Annotated in this window: 13 protein-coding genes and 2 CRISPR repeat arrays; of the genes, 6 read left to right on the top strand and 7 right to left on the bottom strand. The window is 41.2% G+C overall.

Annotation, left to right across the window (positions count from 1 at the left end):
- Window positions 1-847: 847 nt before the first annotated feature.
- On the bottom strand, window positions 848-4,318 hold the full coding sequence (locus LAY57_RS26560) for an NACHT domain-containing protein (RefSeq protein ID WP_249070181.1): 3,471 nt from the start codon (window positions 4,316-4,318) through the stop codon (window positions 848-850).
- A 125-nt stretch (window positions 4,319-4,443) separates the two neighbouring features.
- On the opposite strand from LAY57_RS26560, the gene cas1 (LAY57_RS26555) reads away from it, so the two are divergent.
- The 6 genes from cas1 (LAY57_RS26555) (at window position 4,444) to LAY57_RS26530 (ending at window position 11,932) form a co-directional block, all read left to right on the top strand.
- On the top strand, window positions 4,444-6,441 hold the full coding sequence (cas1, locus tag LAY57_RS26555) for a CRISPR-associated endonuclease Cas1 (protein WP_249070179.1): 1,998 nt from the start codon (window positions 4,444-4,446) through the stop codon (window positions 6,439-6,441).
- A gap of 238 nt (window positions 6,442-6,679) precedes the next feature.
- Window positions 6,680-7,531: direct repeats of the CRISPR family, unit length 35 nt; unit sequence GATTGACTCTTACTGAAGAGAAAAGGTGTTGAAAC.
- 447 nt (window positions 7,532-7,978) lie between these two features.
- Window positions 7,979-9,043, top strand: a complete 1,065-nt coding sequence (gene cas1, locus LAY57_RS26550; RefSeq protein ID WP_249070177.1) for a CRISPR-associated endonuclease Cas1 — start codon at window positions 7,979-7,981, stop codon at window positions 9,041-9,043.
- On the top strand, window positions 9,043-9,321 hold the full coding sequence (cas2, locus tag LAY57_RS26545; protein ID WP_249070175.1) for a CRISPR-associated endonuclease Cas2: 279 nt from the start codon (window positions 9,043-9,045) through the stop codon (window positions 9,319-9,321). Before cas1 (LAY57_RS26550) ends, cas2 begins: the two co-directional genes overlap by 1 nt.
- 69 nt (window positions 9,322-9,390) lie before the next feature.
- Window positions 9,391-9,660, top strand: coding sequence for a hypothetical protein (locus LAY57_RS26540; protein ID WP_249070173.1), 270 nt, complete (start codon window positions 9,391-9,393; stop codon window positions 9,658-9,660).
- 153 nt (window positions 9,661-9,813) lie between these two features.
- Window positions 9,814-10,110 carry a helix-turn-helix domain-containing protein gene (locus LAY57_RS26535; protein WP_249070171.1) on the top strand — a complete coding sequence of 99 codons (297 nt, stop codon included), beginning with the start codon at window positions 9,814-9,816 and terminating at the stop codon, window positions 10,108-10,110.
- 307 nt (window positions 10,111-10,417) lie between these two features.
- A complete protein-coding gene (locus tag LAY57_RS26530; RefSeq protein WP_249070168.1) occupies window positions 10,418-11,932 on the top strand; it encodes an RAMP superfamily CRISPR-associated protein in 1,515 nt (504 codons plus the stop codon).
- Between the two features lie 251 nt (window positions 11,933-12,183).
- A CRISPR array of direct repeats spans window positions 12,184-12,835; the repeat unit is 36 nt; unit sequence GTAGCGACCTTCATTAGAAGGTAAAGGTGTTGAAAC.
- A 125-nt stretch (window positions 12,836-12,960) separates the two neighbouring features.
- On the opposite strand, the gene LAY57_RS26525 is transcribed toward LAY57_RS26530, so the two are convergent.
- Genes LAY57_RS26525 through LAY57_RS26500 form a run of 6 tightly spaced genes read right to left on the bottom strand, consistent with a single transcriptional unit; the run spans window position 12,961 to window position 21,086 of the window.
- Entirely contained in the window at window positions 12,961-13,398 is a 438-nt protein-coding gene (locus tag LAY57_RS26525; RefSeq protein ID WP_249070166.1) for a hypothetical protein, read from the bottom strand.
- 13 nt (window positions 13,399-13,411) lie between these two features.
- On the bottom strand, window positions 13,412-14,185 hold the full coding sequence (locus LAY57_RS26520; protein WP_249070165.1) for an RAMP superfamily CRISPR-associated protein: 774 nt from the start codon (window positions 14,183-14,185) through the stop codon (window positions 13,412-13,414).
- Window positions 14,186-14,190: 5 nt separating this feature from the next.
- Entirely contained in the window at window positions 14,191-15,180 is a 990-nt protein-coding gene (locus LAY57_RS26515; RefSeq protein WP_249070162.1) for a type III-B CRISPR module-associated protein Cmr3, read from the bottom strand.
- Window positions 15,177-17,387, bottom strand: coding sequence for a type III-B CRISPR-associated protein Cas10/Cmr2 (locus LAY57_RS26510; protein WP_249070160.1), 2,211 nt, complete (start codon window positions 17,385-17,387; stop codon window positions 15,177-15,179). The genes LAY57_RS26515 and LAY57_RS26510 overlap by 4 nt, the downstream gene beginning before the upstream one ends.
- Window positions 17,384-18,847 (bottom strand): hypothetical protein, encoded by a 1,464-nt coding sequence (locus tag LAY57_RS26505; protein WP_249070158.1) that lies wholly within the window; start codon window positions 18,845-18,847, stop codon window positions 17,384-17,386. The genes LAY57_RS26510 and LAY57_RS26505 overlap by 4 nt, the downstream gene beginning before the upstream one ends.
- Window position 18,848: 1 nt before the next feature.
- Window positions 18,849-21,086, bottom strand: coding sequence for a hypothetical protein (locus tag LAY57_RS26500; RefSeq protein ID WP_249070156.1), 2,238 nt, complete (start codon window positions 21,084-21,086; stop codon window positions 18,849-18,851).
- Window positions 21,087-21,465: the final 379 nt, after the last annotated feature.

Below are 21,465 nucleotides of genomic sequence, written 5' to 3'. Positions count from 1 at the left end.
CTTTAAAAAACTAGAATAAAATATAAATTTTTGATGAAGCTGAATAGTCAAAAGCTTTTTATTTTGGACATAATAAGCGTTTAAATTAGTTAGTTTAGGCTCAGTTTTTAAGCATGAAAAATTGATTGGCAAATATTGCCAATTCTTCAAAAGATAAAAATTGAGTAACTGGTTAGGAAATTGATTATTTCCACTAGAAGTAGATGATAATTATTCCCAACACCAATCGCTCTTTCTTTGATGTCCCAGGTTCAAACATCTGGGAAAAGCGATCTACCGAATGGCCCGCCATGCGATCGCCTTTTCCTAAAAACCCAAGTCAGATCTACTCCTTTACCCGATCGGTACTAAAGTCGTGGGACTGTGTGCAGCCCTCTATATCTCTCTCTGTTCAGAGCTTGCCGTTTTATGCAGAACCTCCCGATCTTGTTACGAATCTTTATATTAACTAGGAGTTTAGACTAGATGACGACGAGAATGATTATTGTTACTGTTAAGCTAGTGGTAGCTCAAAAGTTAAGGCTGGTAAAGCTTTGGAGTTTTGCACCGAAATCTAGTCTAAACTCCTAGCAAGCCAAAATAACTCAGCTTATAGCTGAGTCAAAAAAAATTGATTGAATCAAGATTGATGACCAAAAAAGTTAAACTTTCGATTTCTTTTTGGTTGGAGAAAACCCTTGATTGACTGGTAAGGCTTCTGGAGATTGCCTTGCCGGAAAGTGACAGAAGAGGGATATATGCCTTTTTTACAAACAGTGTTTTTACTTACATACAATTAAATTAACACTTTTTGAAAAGATTTTGATCGCAAATATTAAATTTTTGCTTATAAAAGTTAATATTTATATCATACCCCTCTCCATTCTAAAATCAAATTCTTGACTTCGGCGTCAGTCCACTCCCTCGTCAATAAACAATCCAGTAAAGGCGAGTCAACACCTTCGACTCTTCTAACAGCTAAAGCTACAATGCGTTGGTTTCTAGTTGGTAATGATGGACAATATTCATTAACTGCGTCAGGCAAAAAGCTAGAATCAATTCTTGCCACCGAACCTAATAAATCGACCACTTTTGACTCTTGAACTCTTTTCATATCTATTTGATGTAAAAGCTGTCGCGTCCAATTTACAACTAGAGGAGTTAAAGAGGTATTTGGAAGTTGTGCCATCACGTTTAGAGTATCGATCGTTGCACCTGCAACTCCTCCCTCTAATATTCCGAGTGCAGATAAGCGAGTGGGAATATTACCAATAATTTCTGCTACTTTTAAAGGAACGTATTTATTTAGATCCACCCAAATAGCGACTAATTCACATAACTGTTGGATTACTTGTGGTTCTGTTTCATTACCAAACTGGGAACAGATTTCTGTAAGTTCGGATTCTTGGAGTGCTACATTCCATTGGATTATCTGGCTTTTGATACTTGATAAATAATTTAGTCTAACCCCTGGAAAGGTAGAATTACTTAAATCCCATAAGTCTTTAAAATTGGGTAACTTTCGCTCTTTAGATAAGCTAAAAATAGCTTCTGCCGCTGAGATTGCTGCCTTTTTGCCAGATTTGATTGCTAATTCAATTAATTTGCTAATATCCGAATCATTGGTTTGAGCAGTTTCTCGATAAACTTTAACCAATACTAAATTAACTTGGCTATTAGCGTCTTTATGTGATAGGGTTTGCCATAACTCTGGAATCAATATTAGCAAGTTTTTATTAAGGATTAAACTTTGCTTTTCTTCAGGTAAAGTGGAGAAAAGTTCTATAACTAACTGTTGTACCTTTAAAGAATCTGAGGCTAAGTCAGCCAGAGTAGGCAACCATTGTTCGGGATGCTCAATCGCGATCGGTTTTATCCAGTTCGCCAAAGATTCACGCTGACTTAAATCGAGGGTATTATTCATCTCTTTCAAAAGTGTAATTACCGATTTAACCCGCTCTGAAGGGAGATGGTCAATTTTAATTAATGCCGATGCTATTTGATGGCTAGCACCATAACTTATGGCTTCTATTAAAGCAAATAAGTTATTATTTGTATTTTTTTTATCTCCAGTAATAAAGTCTTGCAGAATAGCAGTTAATAAGTTAGAATTAGTAGTAGCATACTGACCGATCGCTTTAGCTTGAATTAAATCGAAACCAGACTGAATGGGATGGTGCAGGCTATCCAGCCAAGCATCTGTTGGCGGTAAGGGAGATTTTTCGATTTGGGTTGGTAAGGTAACGGCTAAAAATTTAGCTAACTCTTGTTTGAATTTAAACTCGGTGCGTTTGGGTAAAGGCTCAGTTTTGATCATATTGAATAATTCTACTTGCGCGGTCAGAGTCACTCCTGGTATTAAGTGAAAACAAATAACTGTCGTCCGAGTTCCTTCCGAAAACTTGAAATAATGTTTGCCTAAGATAGTTAATGCTTCGTTATCAATATTTTCAGTAATTATTGGGTTAACTGCATCAACTAACCAACCATAAAGCTGCGATCGCTCATTAATGTTATCATTACTTGCAGTACGCTGGGATATAGCATTAATAGCTTGTTCGAGACGATCGCTTAGAGATGTCCCCCAGGGATTTAGCATAGCACCAATAGTTTGGGCGGCGCTAGAAGCAGTGGCCCGATCGCCTTCTCGTAGAATAGTCAATAAACAATTCCATGCTGTTTCTTGCAAAGGTACGGAAGCTGAAGCTAAAGCGCGATACAATATTCTTTGATAAGCGCTACCTCGCGCTAGCGCAGTTGGTAATAACTTTAAAAGTGGTTGTTCTTCACTACGAGAAGTAGCAGCAAAAGCGATCGCGCGAAAGGCTGCTATTCGATTGATATCTAATTTATTAACAATTTCTTCAAAGTCCGATTCATCTACGATCGTCAAAAGCTGGCGGATAATTGGAAACCAATAAGTGCGAGTACTATCATCTGATTGACTAATTTGCAATAGTTGATAACGATATTCTTTGGCGCTATGTCTAGTTAGCCAGTAAGCTATGGTATATTCTAATAAAGTTTGGTGAAAAAAGTGGATTTTCGTAGAAAGTAAACGTTCGATTACCCCTTCACTTAATAAATTATCGTAAGCCGTAGCAACTATTTCGGTAAAATTAATTCCCAGTTCGTCTCGGTAAGCTGATTCGCAAAGTTTTTCAGCCGACATTTGAAATAGGGATTTGGCGAAGGCGAGACAAAAATTTTCTTTTTCGATCGCTAACAGGGAAGTATGACTATCATCAATGCGACTGTAAGCAATTTTTTCGTGCCAATATCTTTGATAGAGTTTGCTAACGGTTAAATCGGCTGGAACATTACCATCTTTGGCGAACAAGTCGCAAAGTAAAGCTAACAATAAGGGATTGCAAGTGATTTCTTGTAGCGGACGGTTATCGGCAGATAAACTTAAAATGCGATCGGCAAAAGTATACCCTATTTCTGGCGTAGTAGTTTGAGACTTGTGGAAAAATGTCGCAGCAGCTTCTCTGATTTCGGCCCGATCGAATGTAGGAACGTTATAGCGATCGATCGTATCGCTAATCGCTGCCATCTTTTCGCGGGGGGGTTCTAAAAAATCATTATATTCGTGATCGCGACAAGTAAAAACCACCGTTGCACCTGCATCCATTAGTTGTCGGAGTACGGTGGTAAAAGCTGTTGCCAAATGGCGATTTAAAACTAAATCCAAAGTATCGATTAACAGCACACCCCTACCGCATTCAACCGTTAAATCGGTAACTAATTGCGCGATCGATATTTGTTTACCGCTAGCTGTCTCACCCAAAGCTAACGCTAACTTTTCCGCCGTTGGTGTCGATTCGATACTCAAAGAGTTGCACAAAACAAGTGCTACCCAGCTTACTTCTGCTTTAATCAGTTCGTCGTATATATTTCCTAAAATTGTACTTTTCCCGTATCCCGCAGGTGCAATAATCGGTACAACTCTTTGTTGCACGTTGCTGACACCGCGTTGAATCGCAGTTATATATTTTTCACCGACAATTTTACGCTCGATTCTTTCTAAAATGCGAGGATTAAGCGCATCTCTAGCAATAGCGGCGTAGCGGCGGACATCTCCTAGCAGCTGAGATGGGGTTTCATCACCACCTGCGATTTCTACCCCTGCTATTTCTTGCCAATCTAAGCTCAGTTTGTGGCAAATTTCCAGAAAAATTGTCCTATAAATCCGTTTCCCGTTAAAAAACTTGCTGATGGTTGACCAAGCAATGCCTAATTCTTCGCCAAAAGCTTTTTGAGTCAACTGACGACGTTCCAAGGCAAGTTTAACTTGCTGGATACCTGACTCTGATGCTTGCAGCGATCGCTTTGCCATCAATTCTTCAAAACTCTATCCAAGTCATACACCAACTCATATACATAAGTCAAATACTCATACACGAACTCATATACCGGGCTGCAACGATGGAAATATAGAGTTTCAACAGTCCCAGGAGGTAAATGGAATTAACCCCAGAACTTCTCCAGATTGCTTGGGAACAAGTTCGCAAGGGAAGTAAAAGTGCTGGTATTGATGGTATTACCACCGATTTATTTGCCCCAATTGCTCGTCAGCAGTTACAAATTTTACACCATCGACTGCAAAACGAAACCTACACGGTTAGTCCCGCCAAAGGATTTTATCTATCCAAATCGAGTGGTGGTAAGCGGTTGGTTGGCATTCAGACAGTGCGGGATAGAATTGTCTCTCGCCTGCTGCTGAACGAACTTTACTTCCCCCTTGAAGAACGATTTCTCGATTGCAGCTACGCTTACCGTCCCGGTCGGGGAATTCAGATGGCAGTCAAACATCTGTATTCCTATTATCAGTTCCAACCCACTTGGATTGTCAAGGCAGATATTGAGAAATTTTTCGACAACCTCTGCTGGGCGTTACTGCTAACCGACTTAGAGCAATTGCAGCTAGAACCTATTTTACTGCAATTAATCGAACAGCAACTAAAATCCGACATCGTAATTGGTGCTGTTCGCCGAAATTTCGGTCAGGGAGTATTGCAAGGTGCCATTCTTTCCGGTGCTTTAGCTAACTTGTACCTCACCGAATTCGATCGATTTTGTTTGAGTAAGGGATTTAATTTGGTGCGCTATGGCGATGATTTTGTCATTGCATCTGGCGATTGGATACAAGCTAATCGCGCTTTGTCACAAATTAACCAATGGTTGGGCGATATCTATCTGAAGCTTCAACCGGGAAAAACCCATATTTTCACTCCCGATGAAGAGTTTACTTTTCTAGGTTATCGCTTTTCTAAAGGAGAATTAATTCCGCCGCCACCTCCTCAACTAGGAGGACTCGCACTCCGGGATTCCGGGATGCCTTATCAACAAAAAGCTCGAAAAACTCCCGTTTTTTCCCAACCTCCCAAAGCTTGTAGCTTACTCAAACCTATTAACTTTCCCATTGCCAATACCGAACATTTTTGGAAGGAACCCATGACTACTTTGTACGTAACTGACCAAGGTGCTTACTTGAGCATTCATAACCAGCAATTTGAAGTTTTCTATCAGCGGGAGTTGCGGATTAAAGTGCCAGCCAATCGGGTCAGCCATATTGTCTTATTCGGTTGTTGCAATTTATCGCACGGAGCGGTATCTTGTGCTTTGCGGCGGCGAATTCCGGTCATGTATCTTTCCCAGAAAGGCCGCTATTTCGGGCGTTTGCAAACGGACGGACACGCGAAGGTGGAATACTTGGCACGGCAGGTTGAATGTTCTCTAAATCCTGAATTCACGCGACGGCAAGCAGAAGCCATTGTTTGGGCTAAATTACATAATTCCCGCGCTTTATTGCTCAAATTAAATCGTCGTCGTCCCAGCAAAATTGCCTTGCAATCCCTGGAATCAATTGCTGAATTGATGGAGAAATTACCTGATGCTGAATCGATGGATGCGTTACGGGGATATGAAGGAAAAGCAGCCACTTTGTATTTTCAAGCATTGGGTTCTCTGTTTACTGGAACTTTTGCATTTGAAAAGCGAACAAAGCGCCCTCCTACCGACCCAATTAACAGTTTGATGAGTTTGGGATATACGCTGCTGAGTCAAAATGTTTGCTCTTTTATCGAATTGATTGGACTGCATACTCATTTCGGTAATTTGCACGTTCCTCGCGATAATCATCCGGCATTGGTTTCGGATTTGATGGAAGAGTTTCGGGCGCAGTTGGTAGATTCTTTGGTGTCTTATTTGGTTAATTCTAAAATTTTCACATCGGAGGATTTTACGTTGCCAGATGAACGTGGTGGCGTGTTTCTGCAACCTCATGCGCTAAAAAAGTTTTTGAAGCATTGGGAAGAAAAATTGCAGTCGGAATTGACGCACCCGCATACTGGATACAAAGTCAGTTTTCGCCGCTGTTTGGAGTTGCAGGTGCGGGAATATGTTGCTTGTTTGATGGGGGAAGTTGATACTTACCGTCCGATGATTTGGACTCTGTGAACTTGATTAGCAAAGCTTATCAATATTCGTCCTAATAATAAGCATCTGAGAGGGTCAGTCGATCGCTGAAACCCTCATTCTTTCGTTGACCCCCTCGGATAGCTCTCTGGGTAAGGGTTTAAGGTGGGTGTTATTCTGGGTTATTGAGAAGAATTGTCTCGTTTTCGATCGTCCAACTTGACCCCCTCAGATCTGGCGGTGTAGAATTAGCTCAACGCTTGGCTTCTAGAAGCTAAGGGATTGACTCTTACTGAAGAGAAAAGGTGTTGAAACAAGCTGCTTCTGACTCGTGCGTCGAGTCGGTTTGCCACTGATTGACTCTTACTGAAGAGAAAAGGTGTTGAAACTAGGCCGGCGGGCCCAGCTAAGACTATCAAAACCAGACAAGATTGACTCTTACTGAAGAGAAAAGGTGTTGAAACTTGCTTCCTCTGCTTTTTTCTCAATTTTATCAAGATTGATTGACTCTTACTGAAGAGAAAAGGTGTTGAAACATTCCCCAAGCGACACCAGTGCCGACCAACCCTATTGCTGGATTGACTCTTACTGAAGAGAAAAGGTGTTGAAACGCGATTGTTTTGCTGTTGCCGCCGCTCCTGGATTTGCTCCCGGATTGACTCTTACTGAAGAGAAAAGGTGTTGAAACTTTCAGGGCAGACGGTTACCGCCCACCCTGGTAGCTCTTGATTGACTCTTACTGAAGAGAAAAGGTGTTGAAACTGTTCCACTGGCAATCATAGAAATTACCATTGCAAAGATTGACTCTTACTGAAGAGAAAAGGTGTTGAAACTGTTCGTCCGCGGAACCTGCGCAAATTACAGTGTCTCCATGATTGACTCTTACTGAAGAGAAAAGGTGTTGAAACTTTATAAAGCTCCACCAACTTTTTGGTCTGTTAAAAAGAGATTGACTCTTACTGAAGAGAAAAGGTGTTGAAACCCATCAGTTTTTCATACGGGTCGTTACCAGCAAATGCTGGATTGACTCTTACTGAAGAGAAAAGGTGTTGAAACCTCTACCCAAGGGCTATCGTCCATGTACCATTTGTACTCACGATTGACTCTTACTGAAGAGAAAAGGTGTTGAAACCCAATTGTCCCCAGGATAATCTGCTTATCCTGGGGACTGTAATATATAGCAACCGCCAGGGCGATTAAGCCAACTCCAACTGTTACATGAAGTCCATAATCCCTTACGGAGTAACCTCTTCCCTCTCCCTCAACGCTCGCCCCTAGCAAGAAAGCCCCTAGTCCCTAGCTATAGCAACCACCTTGGCGATTAGGACAACTCCAACTCTTACCTTTGGTCTTTCCATCTCTTACTCCTTAACCCTTTTTCCTCTTCCCTAGTCACTAGCTATATTTAATGTTGCGGAGTAAAAGCGATTCTCTTTCTCTACCTACAAAATAAAAACTAAAAAACCATTTTTGACCAAATCGCCAACTCATATACCAACTCATATACTAATATGCGTACTCAAATACCAACTCAAATACCCGGTTGAGAAGATAGGAATGTAGAGTTTAAAAGCAAATTATGACAGCAATCTACATGACCGAACCAGGCACTTGCTTAAAAGTAAAACATCATTACTTCCAAGTATTCCACCAAAACAAACTGTGCCTGCAAGTGCATTCTTCCCAAGTAAGCAAAATTACTCTATTCGGTAATTGCCACTTACAACCGAACGCCGCATCTTTAGCTCAATCTCTGGCAATTCCCGTCCTATTCCTCGACAACCAAGGAAACTATTTAGGACGCTTACAACTAGAATCGCTACATCCTGCCAAATACTTTCCCCAGCAAATCAAACGCGCCCAAAACCCCAACTTTCCCAAAACCATAGCTGAAAGCATCGTCCGCGCTTACCTGCATAACTGTGGCATCGTTCTGTTGCGCTTGAGTGCAAATCATTCCACTCCCAAAGCAGAAATAGCGATGGAAATGCTAGACCTTTTAATCGATGATTTGCCGATGGCAGATTCTATCCACGCACTGCGGGAATACTCAACTACAGCCGCTTCTTTGTACTATCAAGCCATCACCGAGTTACTCGCAAAAGCTTTCAACTTCCAGTGTACTTGTCGCCCTCACTCCCACTCCATTAACAGCGTGTTACGCCTGGGTAATGCCCTGCTAAATCATACCATTTACGGATTTGTACAATCAGCCGGACTCAATCCCAACTTCGGCAACCTGCATTTTTATTGCCAAGATGAACTATCTTTGATTGAAGATTTCGCCGTCGAATTTCGTCCTTTCTTGGTAGACGAATTAGTGGCAAATTTGGCAATTTCGCAAATTCTGACACCTGACGATTTTACCCGACCTTCCCAACAGGACGCAATATCTCTATATCCTGCTACGTTGAAAAAGTTTATCAAGCATTGGGAAGAAAAGCTGCAAACTGAAGTGACTCATTTATATGCAGGAAAACTCAGCTACCGTCGCTGTTTAGCATGGCAAGTACAAGAATACATTGCTTACTTGTTAGGCGATGTAGAATTCTACCGCCCCATGCTGCTGAAATGGGATACCGATACTGCTATCTCTCCTGTCAGCAATCAGCCAACAGAACAGCGAATACTGGTAAAAGTGTAATGTTTTACCTCATTTGCTATGACATCGTAGATGATAGTCGCCGCTATAAAGTTTCTAAATTATTAGAAACTTACGGATTGCGAGTGCAGAAGTCGGTATTCGAGGCGGTACTGGATGAAAAGCAGTACGAGAACATTCAAAAACGGTTGTTCAAAATACTCAATTCCAAAGAAGACCAACTCAGATTTTATCCCCTATCCGACCCCTGTCGTTGCAAAGTAGCGGTCTTAGGAATAAAGCCAGACTTTGCAGTAGATGATGCGGCTTTCATCGTTTAGTCATTAATTAAAAGTACGTTGTTGCGCTTTAGCGCTAAAACGCAACAACGTACCTAAAAATCAAATCTCATGGACTATCAAGCCATCCAATTTGAGGTGATTGTCACTCCCAAAGTAAAAAAGCAATTGGCGGTATTTTCAGTAAAAACGCAAAAACAATACCATAAAGCTTTCCAACTTTTAGCAGCAGAAGGGCCAAATTACAGAAGTTTGAGGACTCATCGATATAAACAGAAAAAAGGCGAAATTTGGGGTTCTTCTGCTTCGATGGCTTTGCGTTTTTACTGGAAATACAAAGAGGGTAAAACCATTTGGGTGATGGCTATTGATAGTCATTAGTCCAGGAGTTACGCAGCTACACTAAATATGGTAGATGGTGCGTTACGCTAGCGCTAACGCACCCTACAGATAGGGGCTTTGCGTAAGTCCTATAGTCATTAGTCATTGGTTGGAAGATGACAGATAAATTCCATCAATTACCTATCGAAAAATATGAATAAACCTCGAATTTTACAGGAACGAGAATTAACTTTGATTCAATTGTACAGCCATTGCCAATTAGGGATGACACCCAGACAATTTTACAATAAATGGGCAGTAACTTACGAACAAATAGCTTTAATTTGTTCTCGTTCCGAGTCTACCGTGCGCGGGTGGTTTAAACAAGGAGATTTAGGCAGAAATCCCCATCCTAACGATTTGCGCCATCTGGCAATTATGGACTTTCTGCTAGAACATTTTGAGGACATTCCCACACCGCTTTGGAGGTTACTTTGTCCGCTTGATTAAGTGTATATATCACTGAAGCGAACAAATGTCAATGCCATTATGACCTTATTTTCCAGGCTTTCTCCTATTAAAGTAAAGAAGACCCTTTAGATAGGGAAAAGGTGTTGAAACAGTCGTCTCTCGAAAGTGCGCGATTACCTAGCGGATAAACCTTTCTTAAAGAAAGAAAACTTTAGTTAAAATATCCGCTTTTTTTGAATCTGAGGATTTAGAATAGTTCTAAGTCCTCAGATTTCTTGTTGGAGAAATCTAAATGAGGTTGAAAGAAACACTATTCAATATTTAAGTTAGCAGGAAGGAAAAAATCATGGCGCTATTACCTGAAGAAATGCCCCAATGGTACACAGTTGAAGAGACAAAAGAAAGAGGCTGGACACCGAAAACTGAGGATATTATTGAAGGTAAAGAAGATTCTGCCATAATTATTGATGCTTGGGATACAAAAGGAAGTTATTCGCCCAAAAATGCTGATGCTTACACGGTACGTTTGGACAAATTGCAAATTATTAGTCCGATTCAAGTTGGTGGGGGTAGTTTTCCAGAAGGAGGTATTTTACCCGCCCAAATTGGCGGTGTTCCCTGCATTCCCGGTTCTAGCATTAGGGGCGCTTTGCTAAGTTGGATTCAGGGAAAATGGAATGATTTACCGAGTGAAGAACAAGCTTTTTGGCAAAGTTTGCTGGCAAGCGATCGCACTCACTGGCTACCCCGCAAAATTCGCTTTGAAACCATTCTACTAAAAAACCTCAAACCTTATCCATTAAACGCTCAACAAAAATGGCAGTTATTTGACGAAAAAAGTAAGAATTTAGGCATTCAATGGCAAGTATCTCCTAAACCTCCCAGTCCGAATTTCGATAAATTCTGCTTGCAAGTTTTACTGAAAGATACTTCTAGCAAAGAACAAAAAACTTGGCTGGAAACACGCTTAAAAGAAATGCTGCAATTCCAAGGAATCGGACGGGGAAAAGCATCGGGTTTTGGTCGATTAGCGCCCTTTATTCCTTCAGGAAATTGGGAGATTCAACTCACCGGAATGAAACCTTGCGTCCAAAGTCACAAACCAGGGGAAAATCAAACCGGACAATACCGCTGGACGCCTCAAGTATTGCGGGCTAATTTACGCGGTTACTTTACCAGATTGGCATTATCTTTGTTTTCGCAGGAAACTGCCTTAAAACTGACTGATAAAATATTTGGAGGTTTGGGTTGTCCGGCTAAATTAACTTTAACTAGCTATTTGCAATCTATTCCCAGAATGCTCGGTCAAACTTCCAATGATTATACTAATATTCCGGCTCGTCAAGCACACGCAACTTGGATAATTAGTGTTGATTGCAATGAAGAATTTAAACCTTTAATTGGTGGATTGCTTGCTTTAGCTAGTCGCCTTGGTGGACTTGGCCCAGGTTGGCGCAGACCACCCCACGTTTTAGAACGTTTTTATGGTTTTCGGGGTAGTGAATTTACTGTTACGCCAGTTAATTTGGAAGAACCTTTGAATGAGTTAATTAAGCGTTTGCGGGAACTAATCGCAAAATTAGGTGAAAATTATGGTTGGCGTGCGATGTCAAAGCCAGCAATAGTTTCTGGTTCTCTGATTAGTATTTGGCAGGGAAAAGGAGATAAATGGCGAGATATCGTGCATAAAGTTTGCAGTACCACAGCCACAAATCGCCCCCAATGGTGTGGAAATTCTGAGACTCGACCATCTGGTTATGCGGTGCGACAATATGAGAATTATTGTTTGATTACTGTATTTGATCAAGCTGTGGAAGCGACGCTGACAAGTAAAGGTTTCCAGGTTGTATGGCAATGTTGAAGAATCAGGCGATCGCACTTAGTAGTGTAGTAAAGTGCGATCGCTCCCAGCTATCCCCAATTCCCTAAAATTGCGAGGGTGATGAAAAATCGCTGAAACAACGCAACTTCGTTGTGAGCCTCGCTGCCTTACTGGGCAAGGGTTTTAGACGTTTAAAGATGTGCAAGTAAGGAGGTTTGTGGTAAGAAAATTGGTATCCCTCGCAAACTGCCGCTGGAAATCAGGCAGGATAAGGGGTTGAATAGGGGTAGGTAGCGACCTTCATTAGAAGGTAAAGGTGTTGAAACGCGCGAACTTGCAGAAATCCCCACCTTCATGATGGCGTAGCGACCTTCATTAGAAGGTAAAGGTGTTGAAACTGTCTTGTCCCGTTTTTGCTGCTGCTGCTGTAGTGGTGGTAGCGACCTTCATTAGAAGGTAAAGGTGTTGAAACAAAGCTGAGGCAACTGCTCTAGCTCTAAATGCAAGGGGCTAGCGATCGAGTAGCGACCTTCATTAGAAGGTAAAGGTGTTGAAACCACCCGCGCCACCGCCGAGCCGACAAAACCGGTCGCGCCGGTCACGTAGCGACCTTCATTAGAAGGTAAAGGTGTTGAAACCACTATCAGGCGCTCCCCTAGCCCTAATGCTTTTAGGGCGGTAGCGACCTTCATTAGAAGGTAAAGGTGTTGAAACCATCGCTATTTGATTGCCGCTTTGCTGGGCGGTAACAAATCCCAGACGTAGCGACCTTCATTAGAAGGTAAAGGTGTTGAAACAAGTGGTAGCGCTGGCAATCACCGTAATAGAATCAGGTAGCGACCTTCATTAGAAGGTAAAGGTGTTGAAGCTTTACAAAACCATTGTTGGATAAGGTATTATAAAAAAGTAGCGACCTTCATTAGAAGGAAAAGGTGTGAAAACTCTGTCCAGTTAAAGGATATATCTGACTATAGGTGAAGGTAAAAATATTCATTATAAATTAAAAATAAAGAAGCGAAGAATGTTTTCATCTTCGTTTCTTTTAATTCATTACCCAAACCACTCAATCAAACCTGCGTATTACACTTCTTAGCATCCTTCAATCGCATTGTCCAAAACTGAATCGTATCCGAAATTTCCATCAACAAATCAGTCAACAAAACCTGCTGATTAAAATCCAATTCTCGAAAGCGATTCTGAAACGCTTCAGTTGTCATTGTTTTTTCAATCCGCAAATCAGTACCGACAATTTTGCACAAAACTACCCGCGCTACACCCCAAGCAAAATAACGCTTTTCCTCATCGGAACCCGTTGCAGCATTGGGCATTTCGCCACCTAATAACACTCGCGATCGCGACATCGCCCAAAAGCGTTCCACACCCCAACTAGCTACATAATCAGCAATGCCACTTGCCGCCCCCTGCCAATTATCTAATTGTCCTTCTCCAGGATTCAGCAGTTGGAAAACTTCTCTATCTAACTCATAAGAACTCACGGGATTCATAATCCACTCCTAACTATACAATATGAGAAATAAACACCCGTCCATAACCCACACTCCACAAGCCCCCAAGATAATGTTCTCCCATTAAAAAATCATTCCACTTGTTTAACTCTTCCACTTTTTCCCGCGTCGTCCAAGTGAGCAGAAAAACCGAACCTGGTGGAAAACCTTCAACGGCAAATAAATTGTTGACTAAATTTCCTTTTTCATCCGCTTCATCTTTCAAACTAACTCGCGGTTGTCGTACCAAACCCATATCCACAATTAAATTAATGCTAGTATCCGGTACCACTATTCGCCTATCTTTTGGTACTTCCGCTGGCGCTGGCAATTCGTTTGCATAATACTGTACATTTGTCAACTTTAACCACCGCAAATAAACCGTTTTATTACGAAGTTGTGGTTCCGTAATATGAACTTTATCTGTAGCAAGGTTCAAAGGTGATCGTTGAGATAATTGGCAAAATCGATTTAACCAACTGGGACAACTCACCCACCAATTACCATATCCCAACACATGAACAGGCCACCACACAGGCCAACCCCAACCTAAAGAAATATTGCCCGGAGAAATATCATTATTCTCACCACCAAACCAATTTTTTACTAATGGTTGATAGTTAGCATCACTTTTAGCGTGTTCTCGCAATGCCCCTCGCAACGAACTACCAGGAATCGCCGGACTGCGATCGGGCAATCGAAATATGGGATTATTATTACCGCGACTGCTACTATCAGCACCCCCAATATGTACAGGTTCTCGACAAATTAACCATTCAATAGCCATTTAATTCACTCCTGAAATAACCATAAATGTCCGTAACCTAAAACATGACGATGGTAAGCATCCGGCAAAGGTTCGGATTTTAACAAAGGTGCAGTTCCCTCCCACAGATACACCGCGCCTGCGGGAGTCATCCATTCTCCCGGTGTAAAAACTTCTACCCGTTTTTCAGCATTGGGGTTGTCTTTTTCATCACGGTGTTTGACCTTTTTCCAAGATTGCCAGGGAACGCCTGTATCGGCAGCATAAGCTTTAATCGGCAATGGTGGAACGGGACAAGATACTTTGCTGCTGAGTGTGCCGGATGACCCCTGTTGCCACAACGCCCCGGTGAGTAAAACCGCACCAGTAGGGTTGGGACAATCTGCCGTTAACCAATCCTCCTTTATTTCTACGGGCGCGATCGCAACTGGCGTACCTCCTGCGCCCAAAAAACCCCACTCGTCTAACTTGCAATCTCCCATCACCTTGACCAAAATCGACCACCCAGGCGACATTAAAGTAGTCATTTCCGCAAAAAAGCCTCCCTCATCTTTAACTTGGTAATCTTCCCGGCTATTGTGACTTAAAGTAAGCGTTTGCCAAGGAAATTTTTGCAGTTGCGGATTTTTCAACTTTCCTGCCTGCCAAAATGTCTTTAAAGTATTGCCACGAATTAAATATCTACCGCCAATAATTTCAATTTCTTGTTCTTGATGTTCCGATTGTTTCTGCCATTGTCCGTCTCGCCATTGCAAGCGAAAAATTTCTTGGGGTAGTTCCTCTGTTTTAGATTCCAACCGATAAACAGGCAGAGGTAATGTAACGTAAATATTCCCTTCGCCCTTATACCAAAACGGCCCCCAAATTTGACAATTTGATGGTAATTTCAAACAAGCTGCCAGATGATGACCGTTCGGTGGCCAACGACAGCCCACTTGTCCGCTATTTTGACCGACCGGAGTCAGATTCCCGATCGCTACCGTTCCCGCTGGCGTAATAGAATACCATCTACTCATGCTTTCCCCTCCGTCATCAATTCCACCCACTTTTGCCGTTGTTGCGCTTGCCTTGCTAGAAAAGCTTTCAAACTAATCCAATTAATCCACCACTGCCAATCTTTAATTTCTGCCTCAAATTCAGCGCGTCCTACATCCATAACTTGTTGCCAAGTCAGACGAATTCCCACGCTAGCCCACAGAGTTTCAATCAAATCTCGTACTGTAAAAATAGAAACCTCTCGCAAGCGACTGCTTTCCAAGTAAGAAAGTAATTTTTCCCAGCGATTTAATTCAGTTTGATTAGTAGCGATCGGTTCCACAGGCATTAACAAATTCCACAAAGGCCAAGGACAAATCCAATCTAAAGATTGTCCGCTATTAAACAAAACTTTCACACAGACTCGATTTCGCCCCTTATTTTTAGCTTCCTTATATGCCTGATTCAATCCTCGATGCCACAAAGACTGAGGAATCCTCCGCTGGGCAATTACTAACCCCAAACTGAAATTCATCTTCTTTCCAGGTATGGGGTAAATTTGAGAATTGTACTCTACCCAACCATCTACAGGCGGGTCTAAAGGTTGTGTTAACGGCGAAGCTTCTCCCATCCAAAGCGAATGCAAATCGCTGGTAAGAGAAATCGCTTCAGTTAACGGCCCTAATAACAGAAAATCATCACCTCCAGCAAAAATGACTTTCCCGTGATGAACTTCTTCTGTTAAAGGATAAAGCAGTTCATTCCACAATCCAAATAGTACCGATAGATCGAGGATATGGGGTAATTCCATCTGCCTGCATTGAACCGGATCGATCGCCGGATTAATCCCTAAATTATGTTGGGTTATCATTGCAGAATTAGGATGCCATTGCGACCAAAGCAACCTTAGCTTTTCATATTGTTCTCCTGATAACCATTTACCCATATTATCCCCATCACCCCGCCATCCCACCGTCCATTCAATGGTACTTTCCCAACCTTGCGGTACATTGTTTTCCCAATCCTCAATCATCGTTTCATCTTCAATATTTCGCCGTTCCAATACACGCGGATGGGCAAAAGAAGGAGATTGTTCGTCTGCTTTGGGCATTCCCCAAAAATAGATTGGTTTCTTGTTAAGATAGTATTCATGCAAAACTCCAACTTCTTGATTCCATCGATCTGGTTTGATAGAAGTTGTTACCCAAGCAGCAGCAGCAGCAGTTCGATCTGGAAAGCGACCCCAAGGACATTCGGGGGGATTTTTTTTCCACAAATCTTTTAAAGTTGGTTCGATAATTTCGGGAACAGAAGCTAACCGTTTAACTAATTCGATACTATTAAGACGGTCTGTACTAGAAAATAATCCTTGTAATTTACTTTCTTGAGTAGCCCTTTCCCACCAACTGTCGATCTGGTTGTCAGGTAATCCCCACATTCCACCTTGATAAATTAATTTTAAACCTGGATGCCAAATTGACAGACAACCATCGCTGGGACTGGTACGCCCTCCCCACCAAGTACCCGACCATTCTCGACCAATTTTTCGCGATTCAATTCGCTGATGTAAACTATCGATATCTTCGCTAACAGTTTCCATATTAAGGGCAGTTTCTTCAGTATAAACTGACCAAAGATATTGGTTATCAGAATGGATAACGCGCCATCCTTGACCATCAAGCAAGCGCGGATATTGAGCGATCGCAGCTTTTTCTAAAGCTTCTAGAAAACGTTTCCATTCGTTTTTAATAACCTCTTTCCTTTGGTCTAACCAATTGTCTCGATTGGGGTATAATGCTGTAATTACGTTTGGTAATTCTGCCTGCCAAAATCGATCGGAAACTGCATTACTTCCTTTCAACCAATTGACTAATTTTGAACTTTGATGTAAAGGCAGTAAAACTTTACCACCTGCTTCTTCCCAGCGATAAATTAGAACTGCTGAAAGATAGTGACACAGCCAAGAAGCTACCGCCCAATCTCTCAATCTTTGTCCACCACCTAAAAAGGTCTGTACTGGGCCAAATGATAGCACCGCTACTCGATTTAGATGGTCAAAATTGTCTCCCTCAATTTGGTTACAAGCCTCTTCCGAAGCGCCACCACCCCACCAAAATTTACTTTTTATATGTGCCGAATCTTGCCATTCCCCGCTAACTGGATGACAAGACAAATTAGGGCTTACATCGGGTAACGGTTGCTGGGGATAAATTTGTTGTTGTTTGGATAACCAGTCTTGTATATTCATTGCAAAATTGTTAATATTTGTGAGATGCGATCGCGATATTTATTAGACCGATTTTTAACTTCATCGGCTAAATCAGCTAGCCCTATGATATATTCCAACCAATCAACAGCTACTTGAGATGGATGCTCTTTATGGTCAACTTTACCATTAATTTTTTTGGTTTTTTCATCCAATAGTTTATCGATGAAGTCACCTCTTAAATTATGGAATAGTTCATTTCTCAAAGAATTAAATCCATAACACTCTTTTTTGGTTTGCAACCATTTATTTAAATAAAAACTGTTAAACTGCTCCCAATTTGAATCGTTGATTGGCTGACTGTCAAAAGTTGTGGGTGGTTTATGGTAAAATGAATAAATCAATTCACCCGTAGTCAAGAGTTTGGCTACAACATTTGCAATCCCAGATTTAGCAATATCTCCTGTGTCTTTATCTCCCCTAAAAATCAATTTTTTATTTTCCCATTGATAATTGTTATTTCCTTGCTTTTCCAATAACAAATATAAAGCTAACTCAAAAGAACCAGCCATTCTCAAATACCAGTGCATCCACTGACTGCGATCGCGAAAAGCTTTTTCACTCCACAAAGCAATACTTACCCGTTCGATAATACTTTCTTTTCCCTCTAGATTTCTCCCTTCTAAATTCAAAGAAACCGATCGGTCGAGAAAAGAGAGCGACTCAACTAACTCTTGATATCTAGGATGAAGGGAATCTAATAACTTTAAAGCGCCACTAAAATCTTGAATTTCCAATAATTCGCGAATTTGAGGCACTTTGAGCCGCCACTGCCAATGCTTACCGGGATGTATAGGACAGTCTGCTTCTTGTTCGGAAATATAAACAAAATCGATATTTTTACCAGCTAGCTTTTGTTCGATACCCCAAAGATATAAAGCACCACTTAAAGCAGGTGTACCGCTGCTATGCTGTACGATAATTTTTTCTATGGGAATTTTGTCTCCTTCTTCTGGTGTAAAATATATCGAGTTATTTTCAAATACGATATATTTATCTAATAAAGGATCGATCGCTTCTGCCATTCCTTCCCAGTCAGCCGCCCCATTAGGTACATTTGGTTCAACATTTAGCCGGATAGGATAACAACCTATATTTTTGTTTCGACACCACGCTAATAAAATATTTTTCCACCAAATGCCATCTAAGGTAACGACACTGCTCCACAATTCTGCCGTGCCATTATGATTTTGCGTCCATCGAATTTGGTCAGTCAGGATAAAAGCAAACAAAATATCCGTATCAGTAGATAAATTGTCATAAAGCTTTTGTACTAAGGGAAAACTAACTCTGTTTAGTTGTTCGATAAAATCTCGATCGTTCCACCGAGCCTGTTCCTGGATCTCTTCTAGAGAATAGAGTTGTTCTAACTTTTTTAAACCATCTTCTCCATCAACTTCAACATCGCTATTACCGAGAACTTGCACGATTAAATTAGTCATTTTATTTTCCTTTCATATTTAGTAAATTAAGTAACATATCTTTAGTTTTACCTTGATTTGAAAGCAGGTGATTGCTGGGCAGGCTGTTTTGCAATTGCAATAGCTCTGCATAAATTTGAGAACGACCCTCAACTTTACACCAAAAGCCGATCGCATTTGCAAGCTGTTCTACGTCTTCTGGCCAATGAGGGGCTTCTCGACGTAAGCTTTCCTGCTCGGCATCGGAAAACAACTCCTGCCGAGTCGTTAATAACCTAATAAATGATTCTATCTTCTTGTGAGCCAGATTCGGAGGAGCGATCGCGTCTAGCAACATTTTTTTATGATTCTTATCTGTTTGAGAAAAATTATTTTTAGCTAGGCTTTTTGGCAATCTCCCTAATTCGTCTAGGATAGGATAATTATGGCTATTATCTTGACACCAATTAAACAGTGCTTCCCATATTTCCACAGCATCATTTGGTTGAGAAGCAATCAACTTACCCAAATTCTCTCGGTCTTGAATGGAAAACCAACCTGAGCGCTCCGATAAGAGCTTGATAAAATTTAACAGATTATCTTGGGCTACTTTGTTACGATACCACGCAATCAGTTTCCTTGCTCCCCAAACTGCTCCTCCAAATCCTAATGCAGAAATTAAGCTCAAAGCGACAGCAACACTAAAAGGATGCAGTACACTAGAAGTAAACGGCAATTTGATTGTTACTTGACCATCGCTGCTACCTTGCGTAATTAAGCCTGCACTAGAAGCAACGATCGCACCAGCGCCTAACCCCGCAGTGACAATGTATACTGTATTTTGCAATTGGCGATCGCGCTTTTGGGCAGCCTCATCCTTAGCTCGTAGTTCTTGCAAGTACAAACGTTCTCGTTCTTTAGCCGCTTCATCTTGTCGCCGTATATCCTCTTGACGCTGACGATCGCTTTCTTTAGCCGCTTCATCCTGTCGTCGAAGTAGCTGCATCAATGAGTATTCGTGCATCTCCCGCACTTGGTCGTTCAGTTCCCGATACAGCCGTTCTAATTGAAATACTTCTTGCCATTTGCGATAGCAGCGATGATGATGTTCCCGCTGCATAACTTGGGTAAAATAACCTCGTGCTGTAAACAGTAACAATTGGTTGCGAATGTTAGTAAATACTTCCGTATTATGCTGTACGTCCGTTTCCACATCATCGCTAATTCTCCAATTAGCAGCCACCATTTCTGATAGTCTAATTAAGGCAAATTTCTGATGAAGCGCTAACAAAAATAATAGAAAATATTGGTCGCGCAAGTGAGCGGGAAGAGTTTGCTTAAAAAAGTCAGTCTGCGGTGCATCAACCGCCAGAAAACCACCCCCTTCCAGGGCAAAGACAAACCATTGCTGTGTAATATACGGTAATAATGCTGGGTTGTCTGGTTGCAAATCTTCGGAACAAGGATGGTTGCCTTGACCTGTATGGAAAAAGTTATGTAACTTGTAAAGTAAATAAGGGGTACTTTCTGTTGGCAATTCCTTAATAAAGAGGCTGAAAAATGGCAGCATTTGTCCCGGTACAAATACTTCTCGCCACCACTGTTTGGGATTTTTTTCACTGATTCCCGTTTTCAGGAAAGCAATTATCAATTCATTAAATAAACAGCGATCGCTATTTTTATATTGGCTAACACCCCCCGCTGGTTCTGGAAAAAACTGACTAAATTCAGGTTGTTGAGTCTCTGGGTTTAATCCAGTTTTTCGTTTTGCTGCTACTCCAGTTCCTTGCTGTCCCTTTAAGAAACGAAAATAGTGCAGAAAATTCAGCCAATCTTTTAAATCATTACTTTTTGGCTGTGTACGTATTATCAGAAATCCCACTCCAATTTTAAACAACGCTAGTTGAATCGCTTTGTTACCTTGACCTGCTTCCCCAAATCCAAAAGAAATTTTGTTCTGTGGTGATAATAACTCCCAGTCTGCTCTCAAACCGAATGTATCCCGCACCTCGTCATTTAATTTCCACAATCTACAATTCAAGGATAATTCGTCTGGCGAGTAAACTTTTGGCGAGTAAAGGTAATTAGCTACATTAAATAGTAAATCTTCTTGACAAAATGCTTGGGGTTTCCAAACTGACTGATTTCGGTCTGGTAAATGTGCTATTTCTATTGCTTCAAGTAAATTTTCAAATTTATTACTCTCAAATAGCAACGGATAAACAAAATAAATAAATGAACCTTTTTCCTCTGCGCTGACTTTTACTTTTTCCCACTCCATTATTTTTCCTCAATCTGGTATGGTTATTTTTACAAAAAACCAGTAAAATAATATCTATATCAACCCTTTAAAACAATCTAATTTTGGCTAACAACGTAAGGTGGGACAAGATAAAAATCATGAAACTCTCTGACCCTGACCTCAAAACTATCTGATTTTAGGCTCATAGACCTAATTTTACTGTAAAACAACAATATTATAGATTATTTTCAGATTTTTTAGTAAATACTGTTGTCCTTATCGCGCAACGCTGCCCTGAAAGCGCAAGAACCGACATTATACAGCCTTCTCCACTGCCAGATCAATTTCCTGCCCGTAGAATAGATTATGTATTTTTTTCATAACCAAATCAGTCCCAATCGCGTCCCCTTCATCACCG

Origin of the sequence: Argonema antarcticum A004/B2 (assembly GCF_023333585.1) — a bacterium.
GTDB lineage: Bacteria > Cyanobacteriota > Cyanobacteriia > Cyanobacteriales > Aerosakkonemataceae > Argonema > Argonema antarcticum.
This window is presented reverse-complemented; position numbering and strand designations above follow the sequence as displayed.

What these genes read in the sequence shown, in the direction of transcription:
- LAY57_RS26560 (WP_249070181.1), bottom strand. Translation starts at nt 4,318, where the DNA reads ATGGCAAAGCGATCGCTGCAAGCATCAGAGTCAGGTATCCAGCAAGTT.
- cas1 (WP_249070179.1), top strand. Translation starts at nt 4,444, where the DNA reads ATGGAATTAACCCCAGAACTTCTCCAGATTGCTTGGGAACAAGTTCGC.
- cas1 (WP_249070177.1), top strand. Translation starts at nt 7,979, where the DNA reads ATGACAGCAATCTACATGACCGAACCAGGCACTTGCTTAAAAGTAAAA.
- cas2 (WP_249070175.1), top strand. Translation starts at nt 9,043, where the DNA reads ATGTTTTACCTCATTTGCTATGACATCGTAGATGATAGTCGCCGCTAT.
- LAY57_RS26540 (WP_249070173.1), top strand. Translation starts at nt 9,391, where the DNA reads ATGGACTATCAAGCCATCCAATTTGAGGTGATTGTCACTCCCAAAGTA.
- LAY57_RS26535 (WP_249070171.1), top strand. Translation starts at nt 9,814, where the DNA reads ATGAATAAACCTCGAATTTTACAGGAACGAGAATTAACTTTGATTCAA.
- LAY57_RS26530 (WP_249070168.1), top strand. Translation starts at nt 10,418, where the DNA reads ATGGCGCTATTACCTGAAGAAATGCCCCAATGGTACACAGTTGAAGAG.
- LAY57_RS26525 (WP_249070166.1), bottom strand. Translation starts at nt 13,398, where the DNA reads ATGAATCCCGTGAGTTCTTATGAGTTAGATAGAGAAGTTTTCCAACTG.
- LAY57_RS26520 (WP_249070165.1), bottom strand. Translation starts at nt 14,185, where the DNA reads ATGGCTATTGAATGGTTAATTTGTCGAGAACCTGTACATATTGGGGGT.
- LAY57_RS26515 (WP_249070162.1), bottom strand. Translation starts at nt 15,180, where the DNA reads ATGAGTAGATGGTATTCTATTACGCCAGCGGGAACGGTAGCGATCGGG.
- LAY57_RS26510 (WP_249070160.1), bottom strand. Translation starts at nt 17,387, where the DNA reads ATGAATATACAAGACTGGTTATCCAAACAACAACAAATTTATCCCCAG.
- LAY57_RS26505 (WP_249070158.1), bottom strand. Translation starts at nt 18,847, where the DNA reads ATGACTAATTTAATCGTGCAAGTTCTCGGTAATAGCGATGTTGAAGTT.
- LAY57_RS26500 (WP_249070156.1), bottom strand. Translation starts at nt 21,086, where the DNA reads ATGGAGTGGGAAAAAGTAAAAGTCAGCGCAGAGGAAAAAGGTTCATTT.